Source organism: Pseudomonas caspiana (assembly GCF_002158995.1).
Classification (GTDB): Bacteria; Pseudomonadota; Gammaproteobacteria; order Pseudomonadales; family Pseudomonadaceae; genus Aquipseudomonas; species Aquipseudomonas caspiana.
On the sequence record NZ_LOHF01000004.1, the window covers coordinates 152,298 to 166,179 of the forward strand.

General features: G+C 57.1%; 13 protein-coding genes. 5 read left to right on the forward strand and 8 right to left on the reverse strand.

Going from position 1 to position 13,882, the window contains the following annotated elements; genetic code table 11:
• The first annotated feature begins 374 nt into the window (after positions 1-374).
• The 4 genes from AUC60_RS07295 (at position 375) to AUC60_RS07310 (ending at position 2,800) form a co-directional block, all read left to right on the forward strand.
• On the forward strand, positions 375-1,124 hold the full coding sequence (locus AUC60_RS07295) for a BamJ family beta-barrel-assembly machinery protein (RefSeq protein WP_087265420.1): 750 nt from the start codon (positions 375-377) through the stop codon (positions 1,122-1,124).
• A 382-nt stretch (positions 1,125-1,506) separates the two neighbouring features.
• Entirely contained in the window at positions 1,507-1,956 is a 450-nt protein-coding gene (locus AUC60_RS07300; protein ID WP_087265421.1) for a YkvA family protein, read from the forward strand.
• A gap of 140 nt (positions 1,957-2,096) precedes the next feature.
• A complete protein-coding gene (locus AUC60_RS07305; protein ID WP_087265422.1) occupies positions 2,097-2,444 on the forward strand; it encodes a helix-turn-helix domain-containing protein in 348 nt (115 codons plus the stop codon).
• Positions 2,441-2,800 (forward strand): hypothetical protein, encoded by a 360-nt coding sequence (locus tag AUC60_RS07310; RefSeq protein WP_158099102.1) that lies wholly within the window; start codon positions 2,441-2,443, stop codon positions 2,798-2,800. The genes AUC60_RS07305 and AUC60_RS07310 overlap by 4 nt, the downstream gene beginning before the upstream one ends.
• Before the next feature lie 100 nt (positions 2,801-2,900).
• Here AUC60_RS07310 and AUC60_RS07315 read toward each other — a convergent pair whose 3' ends face one another.
• Both AUC60_RS07315 and AUC60_RS07320 read right to left on the reverse strand, forming a co-directional pair.
• Positions 2,901-4,691, reverse strand: a complete 1,791-nt coding sequence (locus tag AUC60_RS07315) for a bifunctional diguanylate cyclase/phosphodiesterase (protein ID WP_087265423.1) — start codon at positions 4,689-4,691, stop codon at positions 2,901-2,903.
• Between the two features lie 405 nt (positions 4,692-5,096).
• Positions 5,097-7,178 carry a carboxy terminal-processing peptidase gene (locus tag AUC60_RS07320; RefSeq protein WP_193441848.1) on the reverse strand — a complete coding sequence of 694 codons (2,082 nt, stop codon included), beginning with the start codon at positions 7,176-7,178 and terminating at the stop codon, positions 5,097-5,099.
• 142 nt (positions 7,179-7,320) lie between these two features.
• Here AUC60_RS07320 and AUC60_RS07325 point away from each other — a divergent pair, with 142 nt between their 5' ends.
• A complete protein-coding gene (locus AUC60_RS07325; RefSeq protein WP_087265425.1) occupies positions 7,321-8,283 on the forward strand; it encodes an NAD(P)H-quinone oxidoreductase in 963 nt (320 codons plus the stop codon).
• Between the two features lie 139 nt (positions 8,284-8,422).
• Here the strand turns inward: AUC60_RS07325 and AUC60_RS07330 are convergent, their stop codons facing one another.
• The 6 genes from AUC60_RS07330 to AUC60_RS07355 form a co-directional block, all read right to left on the reverse strand.
• Positions 8,423-9,076: an HAD family hydrolase gene (locus AUC60_RS07330; protein ID WP_087265426.1), complete on the reverse strand. Its 654-nt coding sequence runs from the start codon at positions 9,074-9,076 to the stop codon at positions 8,423-8,425.
• A 185-nt stretch (positions 9,077-9,261) separates the two neighbouring features.
• Positions 9,262-10,251 (reverse strand): ABC transporter ATP-binding protein, encoded by a 990-nt coding sequence (locus tag AUC60_RS07335; protein WP_087265427.1) that lies wholly within the window; start codon positions 10,249-10,251, stop codon positions 9,262-9,264.
• Between the two features lies 1 nt (position 10,252).
• Positions 10,253-11,050 (reverse strand): ABC transporter permease, encoded by a 798-nt coding sequence (locus AUC60_RS07340; protein ID WP_087265428.1) that lies wholly within the window; start codon positions 11,048-11,050, stop codon positions 10,253-10,255.
• Positions 11,037-11,879, reverse strand: a complete 843-nt coding sequence (locus AUC60_RS07345; RefSeq protein WP_087265429.1) for an ABC transporter permease — start codon at positions 11,877-11,879, stop codon at positions 11,037-11,039. Before AUC60_RS07345 ends, AUC60_RS07340 begins: the two co-directional genes overlap by 14 nt.
• Positions 11,876-12,682, reverse strand: coding sequence for an alkaline phosphatase family protein (locus AUC60_RS07350; protein WP_087265430.1), 807 nt, complete (start codon positions 12,680-12,682; stop codon positions 11,876-11,878). The genes AUC60_RS07345 and AUC60_RS07350 overlap by 4 nt, the downstream gene beginning before the upstream one ends.
• A gap of 77 nt (positions 12,683-12,759) precedes the next feature.
• Positions 12,760-13,827: an ABC transporter substrate-binding protein gene (locus tag AUC60_RS07355; protein ID WP_087265431.1), complete on the reverse strand. Its 1,068-nt coding sequence runs from the start codon at positions 13,825-13,827 to the stop codon at positions 12,760-12,762.
• Positions 13,828-13,882: the final 55 nt, after the last annotated feature.

A 13,882-nucleotide genomic window follows, 5' to 3' on the forward strand; every position in this document is an offset into this window, starting at 1 on the left:
GCACAGCAATGTCGGATTACGGGTATGCCGAGCCTAGGCGAGGCACCTAGTGGTGGGGTAAGAGCGCTTTGGTTACTTTCGCGCTTTTCGAAAGTGACGCGCTGTAAAAGCGCAACCAATTTCAGCCGTGACCGCAATAACGGATATGTACACATAATCACTAAATAAGAAAGATGTGTAGCCATCTATGTCGCGGCAAGGTCACCCAGACCTGAACCCCAACTGAACATCCCACGCTCTTCCCAAGAAAACCTTTGGATACCTGAACTTATCTGCATTTTCTCCCTCTCATGCCGGTAGCCATTGATCGCGGCACCCTGATAAGCTCGCGGCTTTACTCGTTTGCCCTATTGGCGCATGAACAAGGAATCAGAATGAAACAGCATCGGTTGGCAGCGGCGATTGCCCTGGTCGGTCTGGTACTCGCAGGTTGTGATAAGCAAGCCAGCACTGTTGAGCTGAAAACCCCGGCACAAAAAGCGTCCTACGGCATCGGCCTGAACATGGGCAAAAGCCTGGCTCAGGAAGGCATGGACGATCTGGACTCCAAAGCAGTAGCCCTTGGCATCGAAGATGCCGTCGGCAAGAAAGACCAGAAGCTCAAGGACGAAGAATTGGTTGAAGCCTTCGCAGCGCTGCAAAAGCGTGCCGAAGAGCGTATGGCCAAAATGAGCGAAGAGTCGGCAGCTGCCGGCAAGAAATTCCTCGAAGAAAACGGCAAGAAGGCTGGTGTAGTGACTACCGCTTCGGGCCTGCAGTACGAAATCGTCAAGAAAGCCGACGGCCCTCAGCCTAAGCCAACTGACGTAGTGACCGTTCACTACGAAGGCAAGCTGACTGACGGCAAGGTTTTCGACAGCTCTGTTGAGCGTGGCAGCCCGATCGATCTGCCGGTTAGCGGCGTGATCCCGGGTTGGGTTGAAGGTCTGCAACTGATGCACGTTGGCGAGAAGATCAAGCTCTACATCCCGAGCGATCTGGCTTACGGCGCACAGAGCCCTAGCCCGACAATCCCGGCCAACTCGGTTCTGGTATTCGATCTGGAACTGCTGGGCATCAAGGACCCTGCAGCTGCAGGCGCACCTGACGCTGAAGAAGAGCCAGCGGCACCCGCTTCCAAGTAAGCGACGCACTGGCTTGAACAACAACGCCCCGTTTCGACGGGGCGTTGTCGTTTCTGGTCGAACGGATTCGGATGAGCGCAGTCGGAGTAACATAGCCGACAACAGAGCTGAGTACCTTGTCGGACGATCCAACATTTTTGTGACAGTGGCTGTGGGTAACTTCTGAACAGCCTCAAGTCAACGATTTTTATGGCTTTTTTTATGTGACTAAAAAACGCCCGATTTGACTCCGGACCACGTAAAACGCGGGTTACGGGCTGAAAAAAGGGCTCTGTTCACAAGGTTATCCACAAGTTGTGTGGATAACCTTTTTGAGTATCAGGCACCGGCATCTGTAGGCGCGGTGTTTATCGGCACCAAACTTGGCTCAACGGGAGTGGACATGAAAGCACCCTGGAATTTGCTCCGATATTTACCCATGGCGCGGCGGCTGATCGCTGCTGGACGCTTGCCGGGTTTGTTATTCGCGGTGGCGCGCAAAGGTTCGGCTGAAGGTAGCCGTCTGGGCAAAATAAAAGACGACCTGCGCTTGTTGCAGGCGTTATGCCTGGCTTACTGGCGCGGCGAATACCGAGCCATCAGCCCCAAGGCAATTCTGTCTATCGTGGCGGGGCTGATGTACTTCTTGAGCCCGCTCGACGCGGTCCCTGACTGGATTCCCGGCATCGGTATGCTCGACGACATCGCCGTGCTGGCTTGGGTCATGAAAAGTCTGGATGCCGAACTGGAGGCATTCCGTCAGTGGCGCGCGCGTCAATCGCCGGAAAAGTTGATCGTGGTCGAGCGTCTGCCTGCCACCGCTGCTTTGCTGGAGCAGGAAAAAGCCAAGTAACGACGTGATCGGCTGTTTGAACCGTCCCTAATGCCGGGGGAAAAGGATTCAGGATAGGCAAGCAGCACCGGACCGCTGTTAAGATGCCAGCATGGGAATAAACTTACTCGATTTGTGTAGTTTTCCTACATGGGGGTTGTATGGATCTGCAGGTTATTTCTCGGAATGGGGAGCCGGAGTACGCAGTTCTGCCGTGGGCTCAGTATCAGGCTTTGCTGAAGGCGGCCGGTCTTTCCCCTCAGTCAGTGGCTGAACCCGCGCCAGTGTCGACCGCGGCGGTTGCCGATGCTGCTGAATTGCCCGGTCTTGATCAACTCGCCGCGCTACGCGCTGCCAAGGGTCTGGAACTCTCGCAACTGGCGAGAACCGTTGGCATCAGCCCGTCGTATCTGGAAATGATCGAGAGCGGCGAGCGCAAACCGGACGCCGCAATTCTTCGCAGTCTGGCTTGGGAAATGGGTGTGACGGGCTGGCGAGGTGAGGCATGAGTGTGCGCATCAGCCGTCAGCATTGGGACGGGCTGCTGGCGGAACTGGACCAGGCGCGTCGTCAGCGTCATCTGTTGACCTATCGTGCATTGCTGGAACGTCTGCAATTGCCAAGTCCGGCCATGCAGACCCTGACAGCCGCACTGGAACACCTCGCGGCTATGGATGCCAAAGCAGAGCAGCCTTTGCGTAGTTCACTCGTGATCAGCCAGGGTGCCAGCCGTTTGCCGCGTACCGGGTTTTTCGAGTGTGCTGAGCGTCTAGGGCGATTTTCAGGGCCCTCCGACGGCGTTGCTGCGGCGTCTTGGCATGCGTCGGAAGTGGTTCGGGTGTTTGAGTTCAGTTATCCCGAATAACGTTTAGATCAATGCGCTGGTTTACAGGAGCTACCGAAGGCTGCGAATTGCGTATCACAGAAATAACGATTTCGCAGCCTGTGGCAGCTCCTGCAGAAAATCATGTTCCTGCCAGTTGGTCCTTGATTGCCAACCCCAACTCCCGCGTATCAATCACATGCACACTCGCGCCAACAATGTCTTTGGCGTGGTGCTTAGCCTCTGAAGCCAGTTCGGCCAACTGGCTTGCATCGAGTTCGTTGCAGGATTCGCTGTGCAAGTGGATCACGCCAATGGACAACGAGAGCAGGGGGAATTCCTGGCGCTGTCCCTGGCGATTGGAAGCGATGAAGCAGCCTGCTTCCAGATGCTCGGAGCGATAAAAGCGGCGGCACTGATTCTGAAAGTCTTCCAGCAGTAAATTCAAACGCTTCTGCCAGTCTTCGGAGCCGAGCACCATCAGGAAATCGTCGCCACCGATATGGCCGACGAAGTCCTGGCTTGGGTCGATGCGATCATTCAGGCACTGCGCCAGGCACAGCAAGACTTCGTCGCCCCGGCCATAGCCATAGATATCGTTGAAGGGTTTGAAGCTGTCGATGTCCACGTAGCAGATCATCGACTCGCGCCCTTGTTGGAGCAAACGCGTCAGGCATTGCTGGATCGGAACGTTACCCGGCAGTAGCGTTAGAGGGTTGGCATAGCGGGCCTGCTGGATCTTCAGTTCAGTGATCAGCTTGAGGACATCGATCACCCGTCCAAGCCCTAGATAGCTGCCGTTCAAGGTGATGATGAAGTCTTCTTCGATACGCTGCCGGGCACGGCTGGTCAGCAATCGACTGACTTTCTGCAGGGACTGGTTTAACTCCACGGCAAGGAAGTCGTCGCTCATCAGGCGGCTGATCGGCTTGCGGGCGAACAGTTCGGTGCCAAAGGGTTTGAGCAGCACTTCGGACAACGAATGCCGATGCACGATGCCGCACGGTCGACCCTGGTCATCCAGTACAGCCATTGAGTTCAGCGCCGCCTGCTTGCGAAAGGCTTCGAGCACTGACGCGGTCGGAGTGCTTTGCTCAACGGCCGGTTGCTCGTTGAGCAAAGCGCTCAGGTCGCTGCCTTCGTCGGTCAGGGATGGCGTCGCCAGAGCGTCCAGTTTTGGCAGCAGCTTGCGGGCGTCGCGGGGCGGTTGTTCCTGCGGGCGGCAAAGCAGATAGCCCTGTACCAGATCTACACCCATCTCACTGAGTACCGCGAGTTCTTCCGGCAACTCGATACCTTCGGCGATGACTGAGGCTCGTGACGCTTTGGCCATTTGCAGCATCGAACCGACGAACTCACGTTTGACGGCATCCTGATGAATGCCGTCGATGAAGTGTCGGTCGATCTTCACGTATTCGGGCCGTAACTCTGACCATAAGCGCAGGCTGGAGTAACCAGCGCCGAGATCATCCATGGCGATGGAAAAGCCCATGTCACGATAGTGATGCAGCGCGGTATACAGCAGCTCGAAATCTTCCGTCGGGGTTTGCTCGGTCAGCTCGATCACCACCTTGTTAGGCGCGATGCCATAGCGTTGCAGCAGCTCCAGTGTTCTCCCGGGCGGATGCGTGGGCTCCAGCAGGGATTCCGGCGAGATATTGAGAAACAGCATGCCTTCCAGCTGTTGTTCGCTGAATCGGCGACAGGCACTTTCCCGACAGGCCATTTCCAGCTCGCTCAGGCGCCCGGCATGGCGTGCCACCGCGAACAGGTTGATCGGGGAGTGCAGGGTGCTGTTGGAGGGGCCACGCGTCAGCGCTTCATAACCCAGAATCCGCCGCTCGCTCAGTGACACAATCGGTTGGAACAGGCTGTGCAGATCGCTGTGAGCGAGAATCGAGCTCAGTGCGCTCAGCTGTTCTGTCATGGTCATGGCAATCTCGAGGCAAGAAATAAGGGGCTAAACGCCAGTGCGTTGAGCCCCTTATTTCACGACAGATTCATGACTGTTTGATGACGATTGCTATCAAATAGCCAGTCCTCTGGATTCAATCCGAATTTTTGTACCAGGTCGCCCTGTGTCCCTGACACCGCGCTATCGCGCGACAAACACGGGACCTGTAGGAGTGACCGGGGTGGCGATCCACATTGCTCGCGATTCGGTCTGTCAGGCAATAAATATATTGCCTGTACTGGAGCTATCGCGAGCAAGCTCACTCCTACGGAAGTTGCAAACGCCTGTAGGAGCTCACGAGCAACGCGAGGCAGCGATTACAATTCGCCTGACACACCGCAATCGCGGGCGTCGTAACCTCCGTGCGCTCCTACAGGGACCTGTTTACTTCTTGGCGACCGAAGCACTCAAGCCCAGATAGTCGATCAGAATACGACCGGTCTCGGACAGGTAAGCATCGTCCTCCGGTTTGGCGTTCTCGTCTTCTACCGGGAGGGCATCTTCGTCTTCTTTCTTCAGCTCTTTAAGCGGCTCTTCACCTTTGGCCTTGCGACGGGCGTTTTCCAGCGCCAGTTGCCTGGCTTCGATGGACGCGTGCTCTGCGCGACGGTCCGCTTCGTTGAGGCTGACCGTTTTCTCATTCATCAATTGCTTGGCCAAGGCCAAGCGATTTTCGATGAACACGAACTCTGCATCCTTCGCCGAACGGCTTTCATGTCGCGACTGAAGCTGGGCCAGGAACGGCTTGAACGGGTCAATGGCCGGCTTGATCGCCGGTTTGATGCTGTCCCATGGCATTGCCTCAGGCAGTGCGCTCTCGCCAATTTCCTTGGTGTCGATGATCGACGGATAAGTGATGTCCGGCACTACCCCCTGATGCTGGGTACTCTGCCCGGAAACCCGGTAGAACTTCGCCAGAGTCAGTTTCAGCTCGCCGTGATTAAGCGGCTGAATGGTCTGCACGGTCCCTTTACCGAAGGTCTGGCCGCCGATAATCAGCGCGCGGTGATAGTCCTGCATGGCACCTGCGAAAATCTCCGAGGCCGAGGCAGACAGACGGTTGACCAGCAGCGCCATCGGGCCTTTGTAGAAAGCGCCGGTGTCTTCGTCTTCAAGTACATCAACCTTACCGTCGGCATTACGCACCAGAACGGTCGGGCCTTTGTCGATGAACAGGCTAGTCAGTTCGGTCGCTTCCTGCAGCGAGCCGCCACCATTGTTACGCAGATCCAGGACCACACCGTCGACCTTTTCGGCCTGCAGTTCGGTCAGCAGTTTCTTCACGTCACGGGTGGTGCTCTTGTACTGCGGGTCGCCAGCGCGATACGCCTTGAAGTCCAGATAGAAAGCCGGAATGTCGATCACGCCGAGCTTGTAGTCGCGGCCATCCTGTTTCAGATGCAGGATCGATTTCTTCGCAGCCTGTTCTTCCAGCTTCACCGCTTCGCGAGTGATAGCGACGATCTTGCTGGTCTGGTCATTCGGCGCATTGCTGGCCGGAATCACTTCCAGGCGCACAACAGAGCCCTTCGGACCACGAATCAGTTTGACGACTTCATCCAGACGCCAGCCGATCACGTCCACCATCTCTTTGTCGCCCTGAGCGACGGCGACGATCTTGTCGGCAGGCGCAACCTGTTTGGTTTTGGCGGCAGGGCCGGCCGGTACCAGACGCACGATCTTCACGTTGTCGTTGTCGCTCTGCAACACGGCGCCAATGCCTTCCAGCGACAGGCTCATGTTGATGTCAAAGTTTTCCGCGCTGTCCGGAGACAGATAGTTGGTGTGCGGATCGTAAGACATGGCGAAGGTGTTGATGTATGCCTGGAAGATATCTTCAGCACGAGTCTGACTCAGACGTGCCAGTTGATTCTTGTAGCGCTTGGTCAGCGTCTCCTGAATCTTGGCCGGGTCTTTACCCGCGATCTTCAGGCGCAGGACTTCGTCCTTGACGCGCTTGCGCCACAGGTCATCCAGTTCAGCTTCGTTTTTCGGCCAGGCGGCGTCCTTGCGATCCACCAGCAAGCTTTCCTTAGCGGTGAAATCAAGTTTGTCGACGCCTTTGTTCAATTCAGCCAGGGCGAAATCCAGACGCGACTTGATGCGGTCCAGATAACGCTTGTAGATGGTAAAACCAGGATTCAGGTCGCCGCTTTTCAGGAAATCGTCGAACTGGGTACGCCACTTGTCGAACTCGGCGACATCGCTGGCGAGGAAGTAGCTGCGCGCCGGGTCCAGAAGCTTGAGGTAGCTTTCATAGATGATCACCGAACGTTTGTCGTCCAGTGGCGGTTTGCTGTAATGATGACGCTTGAGCAGCTCAACCACGTTAAGACTGGCGATCACTTCGTCGCGATCCGGCTGGAGGTTATCCCAGCTATTGGCGGCAAAAGAACTGGCGGACATCGGCAAAATGCTGAGACCCACGACCAGCGCAAGGGCGGTACTTGGTAAGAAATGCTTCATGCTGATTCGACGCGGGGACAATTGATAACGCATATTAGGCCGTCTTTGGAAGTCGCCGGTTCCGTCGGATCCGGTCGCATAATGCAAGAAAGCCCGTGCTGTTTCAGCTTCGGGCTCAGTCCAGACTCACTATGGAGGCACTGTGAAGGCATTGCAAGGCGTTGAAGGTCGTGTGGAATGGGTCGATGAGCCAAGTCCGGCGCTCGATGTAGGGCAAGTTCGTATCAAAGTTGCCGCTGCGGGTTTGAATCGGGCTGATTTATTACAGCGTGCGGGGCTCTATCCGCCGCCGCCCGGGGCTAGCGAAATTCTCGGGATGGAGTGTTCCGGAGTCATCGCCGAAGTCGGGCCGGGGGCTTCCTGGCAAGTGGGCGACAGGGTCTGCGCGCTGCTGGCTGGCGGGGCGATGGCGGAAGAAGCGGTGGTTGATGGACGGCATGTCTTGCCGGTTCCTGAAGGCTTGTCACTGGCCGAGGCCGCCGCCATTCCGGAAGTCTATGCCACCGCATGGCTTAACCTGTTTCAGCTTGCAGGTCTAAAGCCCGGCGAGAAAGTGTTGTTACACGCTGGCGCAAGCGGAGTTGGTTCAGCTGGTATTCAGCTTTGCAAGGCGTTTGGCAATCCTGTCTGGGTCAGCGTTGGCTCGGCGGACCGTCTGGAGTACTGCATCGAGTTGGGTGCTCAGGGCGGCGTAGTGCGTAATGAAAGCCTGGACAGCCTGAAGGATTTTGCGCCGTTCAATGTGATCCTTGATCCTGTGGGCGCCAACTATGCCGAGCTGAACGTCAAACTGCTGGGTGTGGACGGTCGCTGGGTGCTGATCGGCCTGATGGGTGGCCGCGAGGCGCAGGTGGACATGGCGCAGATTCTGGGTAAACGCATCCAGTTGCTGGGTTCGACCTTGCGCAGCCGCGATGACACGTTCAAGGCTGACCTTTTGCATGATCTGGGGCAGCACGTCTGGCCACTGTTCACCGAAGGCCGCCTCAAACCCCAGCTGGCCCGCAGCTACCCGATCAAGGATGCAGAAGCGGCTTATGCCGAGCTGGCGACCAACAAGGTCAATGGCAAGCTGGTGCTGGTGATTGATGAAAGCCTGGTTTAAAGCCTGATTCTGGAATCCTGACTTTATCCCGTCGTGGGAGCTGTGCTTGCCCGCGATAAGGACACCGCGAACCAAAGTGAATCGCGTCCAGCCTTATCGCGGGCAAGCACCGCTCCCACAGGGAATGTAGCCAGGCTTGTTACTTCCAGCTATGCACCGGCCAACCGGCTTTCTGCGCGTGCTCCAGCAGAGTCGGGTCCGGGTTGACCACATGCGGATAATCAACCTTGAGCAGCAACGGCAGATCGTTGCGTGAATCCGAGTAGAAGCTCGCGCCTTCAAGGTTTTCACCTTCGGCGTCCAGCCATTCCATGAGACGGGTGATCTTGCCTTCGCGGTAGGTCAGGGTGCCGACGGTCTTGCCGTTGTACACACCGTGAGCGACGTCCAGTTCGATGGCCAGCACTTCATCAATACCAATACGCTCGGCAATCGGTTTGACCAGATGAACACCCGACGCTGAAATCACCAGAATCCGGTCGCCTGCAGCGCGGTGTTCGGCGATGCATTTAGTGGCGTCGCTGAAAATGATCGGCTCGATGTAATCCTCGACCCACGGCCCGACGAGGTGGTCGACTTCTTCCGGGGTACGGCCAAGCATCGGCTCCAGGCTGAAGGCCATGTAGTCTTCCATGGCCAGCTTGCCTTCGCTGTAGGCCTGCATCAGTTCGTGATCGCGTTTGATGAACGACGCTGGATCAACCCAGCCAAGCCTGGCCATCTGCTCACTCCACAGACTGGCGCAGTCGCCGGCGATCAGGGTTTCGTCCAGGTCAAAAATTGCTAAAGCCATTAAAAGCTGTCCTTTGAAAATTAACTGAGCTGCGGTGCGGTTTCCTGTAGGAGTGAGCTTGCTCGCGATGGCGTTCTACTCGCAACGCAACCATCAAATTTGAGAATGCTATCGCGAGCAAGCTCACTCCTACAGAGGATATTGATCAGGCCATAGTATTTGGCCGGATTAACACCGCCTCGTGATCACGCCACCTCACACAACGCCGAAGCATCAACCCTCAACGTCACCCGCGTCCCGTCAGTCAGCAGATCGTCTGCCGAGCGATTGAGTACGTCCACCACCAGTTCAACGCCGCGAGCCTCGACCCGGTAGCGGATCACGTTGCCCAGCAGGCTGTGGCTGCGGATTTGCCCTTCAAGCTCGCCGGTCAGGCTCAGTTGAATGGCCTCTGGACGAATCGCGATGCGGCTGGTGATCGGCCGTTGCATAAGGCGGCTGGCATCTTCGGCTTCGAGCAGGTTGTAGTTGCCAATGAAGCCTGCGGCGAAAACATCCACCGGCGCAGTGTAAAGGGTTTCAGCATCGCCGCTCTGCACGATACGACCCTGATTCATCAGGAAAATGCGATCTGACATGGTCAGCGCTTCTTCCTGATCGTGGGTCACGAAGATCGTGGTCAGGCCCAGCTCGCGCTGAATCGCGCGGATTTGCTCACGCAGATGTTTGCGAATTCGCGCATCCAGCGCCGACAACGGTTCATCCAGCAGCAACAGACGCGGCCGGGTCACCAGAGAGCGGGCGAGGGCGACGCGCTGGCATTGGCCACCGGACATTTGATGCGGATAGCGGCTGGCGAAATCGGTCAGCTCCACCAGCTTCAACACTTCGGCGACCCGCTTGTGGGTGTCGTCAGCGTTGACCTTTTGCATGCGCAGACCAAATGCGACGTTCTGCTCCACAGTCATGTTGGGGAACAGCGCGTAGCTCTGGAATACCATGCCGATGTTGCGCTTTTGCGGGGTCACTGGCACCAGATCGACACCGTCGAGCAGAATGCGGCCGCTGTTGACCGAGGTCAGCCCGGCAATGCAGCGCAGCAGCGTCGACTTGCCACAACCAGACGGGCCGAGCAGGGTCACGAACTCACCACGCTCGATGGTGCAGTTGATGTCACTGAAGACTGCCGTGCTGCCATAGTTTTTTTGCAGATTTTCAACACTGACAAAACTCATATCAGTCTTTGTCCTTATTCAGGCGATTGGCGGCCAGGGTCAGCAGCAACACGAAGAGGAAGTAGGAAATCACCAGCGCACTGTTGAAGTGACCGCTGCTGTTACGCATGTTGTTCAGGTACACCTGCAACGTTTCATAGCGCGTGCCGACCAGCAGGTTGGCGAACACGAACTCGCCGAACAGGAAGGAGAACGACAGCAGCAGGGCGACCATCAAGCCTTTGCGCAGGTTGGGCAGCACCACCAGGAACGCTGCCTGCCAGGTATTGGCGCCGAGCAACTGGGCGGCGTCCATCAGGTCAGTCAGGTTGATCGCTTGCAGGTTGTTACTGATCGCCCGGTACATGAACGGCAGGGCGACGGTGAAGTAGCAGCCGATCAGAATCCATGGCGTACCGACCATCGCGAACGGTCCGGAACCATACAGCTGCAACAGGCCCACCGACGACGCTACCGGCGGCACCGCGAAGGGCAGCAGGATCAGAATGTTCATTAACGCGTCCAGGCGCGGGAAGTGGTAATGCACCACAAACAGTAGCGGCAGGATCAGCACCACCGACAAGATCAGCGCGCCAACACAAACCAGCAGCGATTGGCCAAATGCAGCGAGGAAGCGCGGATCGCTCCACAGCGCGATGTACCACTTGAAGGTCAGGCCGCTGGGCAGAATGCTTGCCGACCAACTGGTCGCCACTGAATACAACAGCGTGCCGAGCAGCGGCAGCAGCAGGATGAAGAACAGCAGATAAACGACCGCTCGGTGATAAAACCGGGCCGGGCCTCTTTCAACGCGAGACATGGTAGCTCCTCTTCAGCAACCACTGATGGACGACTGTGACCAGCGTCATCAGGCCGACCAGAATCATCGCCAGCGCGCTGGCCATGTTCGGATCAAGGCTGATATCGCCTGCAACCATGGCCGCAATACGGATCGGCAGCACGTTGAAGTTGCCGGTGGTCAGAGCGTAGACCGTGGCGTAAGCGCCCAGGGCATTGGCCAGCAGAATGACAAAAGTGCCGAGCAGGGCAGGAGTCAGCACCGGCAAGCCGATGTAACGCCAGAACTGAAAGCTGCTGGCGCCAAGCAACGATGCCGAATCACGCCAGTCCTGACGCAGGGCATCGAAGGCCGGATAAAGCAGCAATACGCCAAGGGGAATCTGGAAATAGGTATAGAGGATGATCAGCCCGGTTTTCGAATACAGGTTGAAATCTTCGATGATTCCCGCCTGCTTGAGCATCAAGGTCACGGCGCCGTTGAAGCCCAGCAGAATGATGAACGCAAAGGCCAACGGCACGCCTGAGAAGTTGCTGGTCATGTTGGCGAACGAATTGACGAAGTCCCGCAGGCGCGAATCCACGTTGCGCAGCGAATAACTGCCCAGCACCGCAATGATGATGCCGAACAGGCTGGACCAGAAACTGATCTCCAGGCTGAACTGCATGGCCTGTCGATAGAACCGCGAGTCGAAGGCCTTGATGAAGTTTTCAATGCCCCAGCCGGCGTCGGAATGCAGGCTGTTGATCGCTACCCAGCCCAGCGGCGCGATCTGAAACACGAAGAAGAACAGTGCAAACGGAAGCAGGCAGAGAAGCCCGAGCCATTTGCCGCGATTATTGGTGCTCACTTGAGAATCTCCCGGCAGACCGGTTTGTCGTGGGGCACGCCGAGCAGTTCGCAGACAATGCCGCACAGCTCGGTTTGCCTGGGTGCCGCCGCAGTATTCAGGCTGAACGCATCGCCCAGCACGAACAGCGGGACTTCGCGCTCTTCGGGCAGCAGGCCATTGTGGGAGCGGTCGTTGTTCATGCCGTGATCGGCAGTGATCAAGACCTGATAGCCCGCGTCGAGCCAGCCTTGCAGGTAATCCGCGATGATGATGTCAACGCTGCGCGCGCTGTTGCGGTATTGCGCGCTGTCGAGGCCGTGCTTGTGCCCGGCGTCGTCGATATTCATGGGGTGAATCAACAGCAGATTCGGCGCGTGCCTCACCCGCAGACTTTCTGCGTCGGCGAACAGGTGCGAGTCCGGGTAGTGATCGGCGTAGTAGAAGTGGCCGTGCTGAATCGGTAATTCGACGTCATCGGTATGGCGATCACGGGCGGCATCGAACGGCGTGCGGTTATACAGTTCGCTGACCCAGTGATAGGCCGCCGCCGCGGTACTGAGTCCGGCGTCGGTGGCGTAGTGGAACATGCTGCGTTGGTTGGAAAGGCGTGACACCTGATTGTGGACGATGCCGCTTTCAATCGGCGGTACGCCGGTCAGGATGCATTCGTACAGCGGGCGCGAGAGTGCCGGCAGTTCGCATTCCAGCTTGTAAAGCGAGGCTCGACCTGCGTTGGCATAAGCCTGCAGATGGCCCATCGCATGTCTGGCCACTTCGAAGTTGAGGCCGTCGAGCACGATGAGGATGACATTGTGTTTCATGAGCCAATCGCTCCGGCAGGCACAGGCTTTTTGGGGAATGACGGGGAAACGGCCTCATCCTTGAGGCCCGTAGCGCATCAGTTCATTTCAACGATGACTTGCTCGTTCCACATCTGTGGCAGTGCCTTGGAGGTTTTCTCCCATGCAGCTGCGTTTTTGATTGGGGTCACGCCTTTGTACTGCTCGTTTGGCAGCAGCTTGGCCTGCACTTCAGGTGGCAGGGTGAGGTGCTCGGCACGAATCGGACGTGCGTTGCCCTTGGCCAGGTTGATCTGACCGGCGTCACTGAAGATGTATTCACGGGCCAGCTTGGCGGCGTTAGGGTTCTTCGCGTATTTGTTGATGATGGTGGTGTAGCCGGAAATCACCGAACCGTCGGACGGGATCAGCACCACGTAGTCATCCGGGTTGGTCATCTTGGCCTTGTAGCTCAGACCGTTGAAGTCCCAGACGATGCCCACTTCAACCTCGCCTTTTTCCATGCTCTGGATGTTCGGGTTGTTGAGGGCCAGACGCTTTTGCTTGGCCAATTCGGTGAATAGTTGCAGGCCGGGCGCGATATTGCTTTCGTCGCCTTTCATCGCAATCGCAGCGGCCAGAACGCCGTTGGCAGCTTGCGCTGCGGTGCTCACGTCACCTACGGTGACCTTGTACTTGCCATTCTTCAGGTCAGACCACTTGGTGGGTACTTCAGAACCGTGCAGCAACTTCTTGTTGACCACGAAAGCGATGGTGCCGGTGTAGGCCAGTGTCCAGTGACCGTCTTTATCTTTCGCCCAGTCCGGAACCTGATCCCAAGTGCTTGGCTTGTAGGGTTGGGTCACGCCTTTAGCCGCTGCAATAGGGCCGAAAGCCGCGCCGACGTCGCCGATGTCGGCACTGGCGTTATCTTTTTCCGCATCGAACTTGGCGATTTCCTGGGCCGAGCTCATGTCCGTGTCCATGTGCTTGAGGCCGTACTTGGTCTGCAGATCCGCCCAGGTGTCTTTCCAGTTCGCCCAGTCATCCGGCATGCCAACACTGTTGACCGCGCCTTCAGCCTTGGCGGCTGCTTCAAGGGTTTTCAGGTCAGCGTCTGCCGCCATGACGGAGGTGCTGAGAGCAATAGCGGAACCGAGGAGTGATGCCAGCAAAAGGTGTTTCATTCGAAGCTCCTTGTGCACTTCTGAAAGATCTTTTTAGAAGTGATCGTTGCGGGTT

Excerpts from the sequence above, each read along its gene's own strand:
- AUC60_RS07295 (WP_087265420.1), top strand. The coding sequence starts at position 375 with ATGAAACAGCATCGGTTGGCAGCGGCGATTGCCCTGGTCGGTCTGGTA.
- AUC60_RS07300 (WP_087265421.1), top strand. The coding sequence starts at position 1,507 with ATGAAAGCACCCTGGAATTTGCTCCGATATTTACCCATGGCGCGGCGG.
- AUC60_RS07305 (WP_087265422.1), top strand. The coding sequence starts at position 2,097 with ATGGATCTGCAGGTTATTTCTCGGAATGGGGAGCCGGAGTACGCAGTT.
- AUC60_RS07310 (WP_158099102.1), top strand. The coding sequence starts at position 2,441 with ATGAGTGTGCGCATCAGCCGTCAGCATTGGGACGGGCTGCTGGCGGAA.
- AUC60_RS07315 (WP_087265423.1), bottom strand. The coding sequence starts at position 4,691 with ATGACCATGACAGAACAGCTGAGCGCACTGAGCTCGATTCTCGCTCAC.
- AUC60_RS07320 (WP_193441848.1), bottom strand. The coding sequence starts at position 7,178 with ATGAAGCATTTCTTACCAAGTACCGCCCTTGCGCTGGTCGTGGGTCTC.
- AUC60_RS07330 (WP_087265426.1), bottom strand. The coding sequence starts at position 9,076 with ATGGCTTTAGCAATTTTTGACCTGGACGAAACCCTGATCGCCGGCGAC.
- AUC60_RS07335 (WP_087265427.1), bottom strand. The coding sequence starts at position 10,251 with ATGAGTTTTGTCAGTGTTGAAAATCTGCAAAAAAACTATGGCAGCACG.
- AUC60_RS07340 (WP_087265428.1), bottom strand. The coding sequence starts at position 11,050 with ATGTCTCGCGTTGAAAGAGGCCCGGCCCGGTTTTATCACCGAGCGGTC.
- AUC60_RS07350 (WP_087265430.1), bottom strand. The coding sequence starts at position 12,682 with ATGAAACACAATGTCATCCTCATCGTGCTCGACGGCCTCAACTTCGAA.
- AUC60_RS07355 (WP_087265431.1), bottom strand. The coding sequence starts at position 13,827 with ATGAAACACCTTTTGCTGGCATCACTCCTCGGTTCCGCTATTGCTCTC.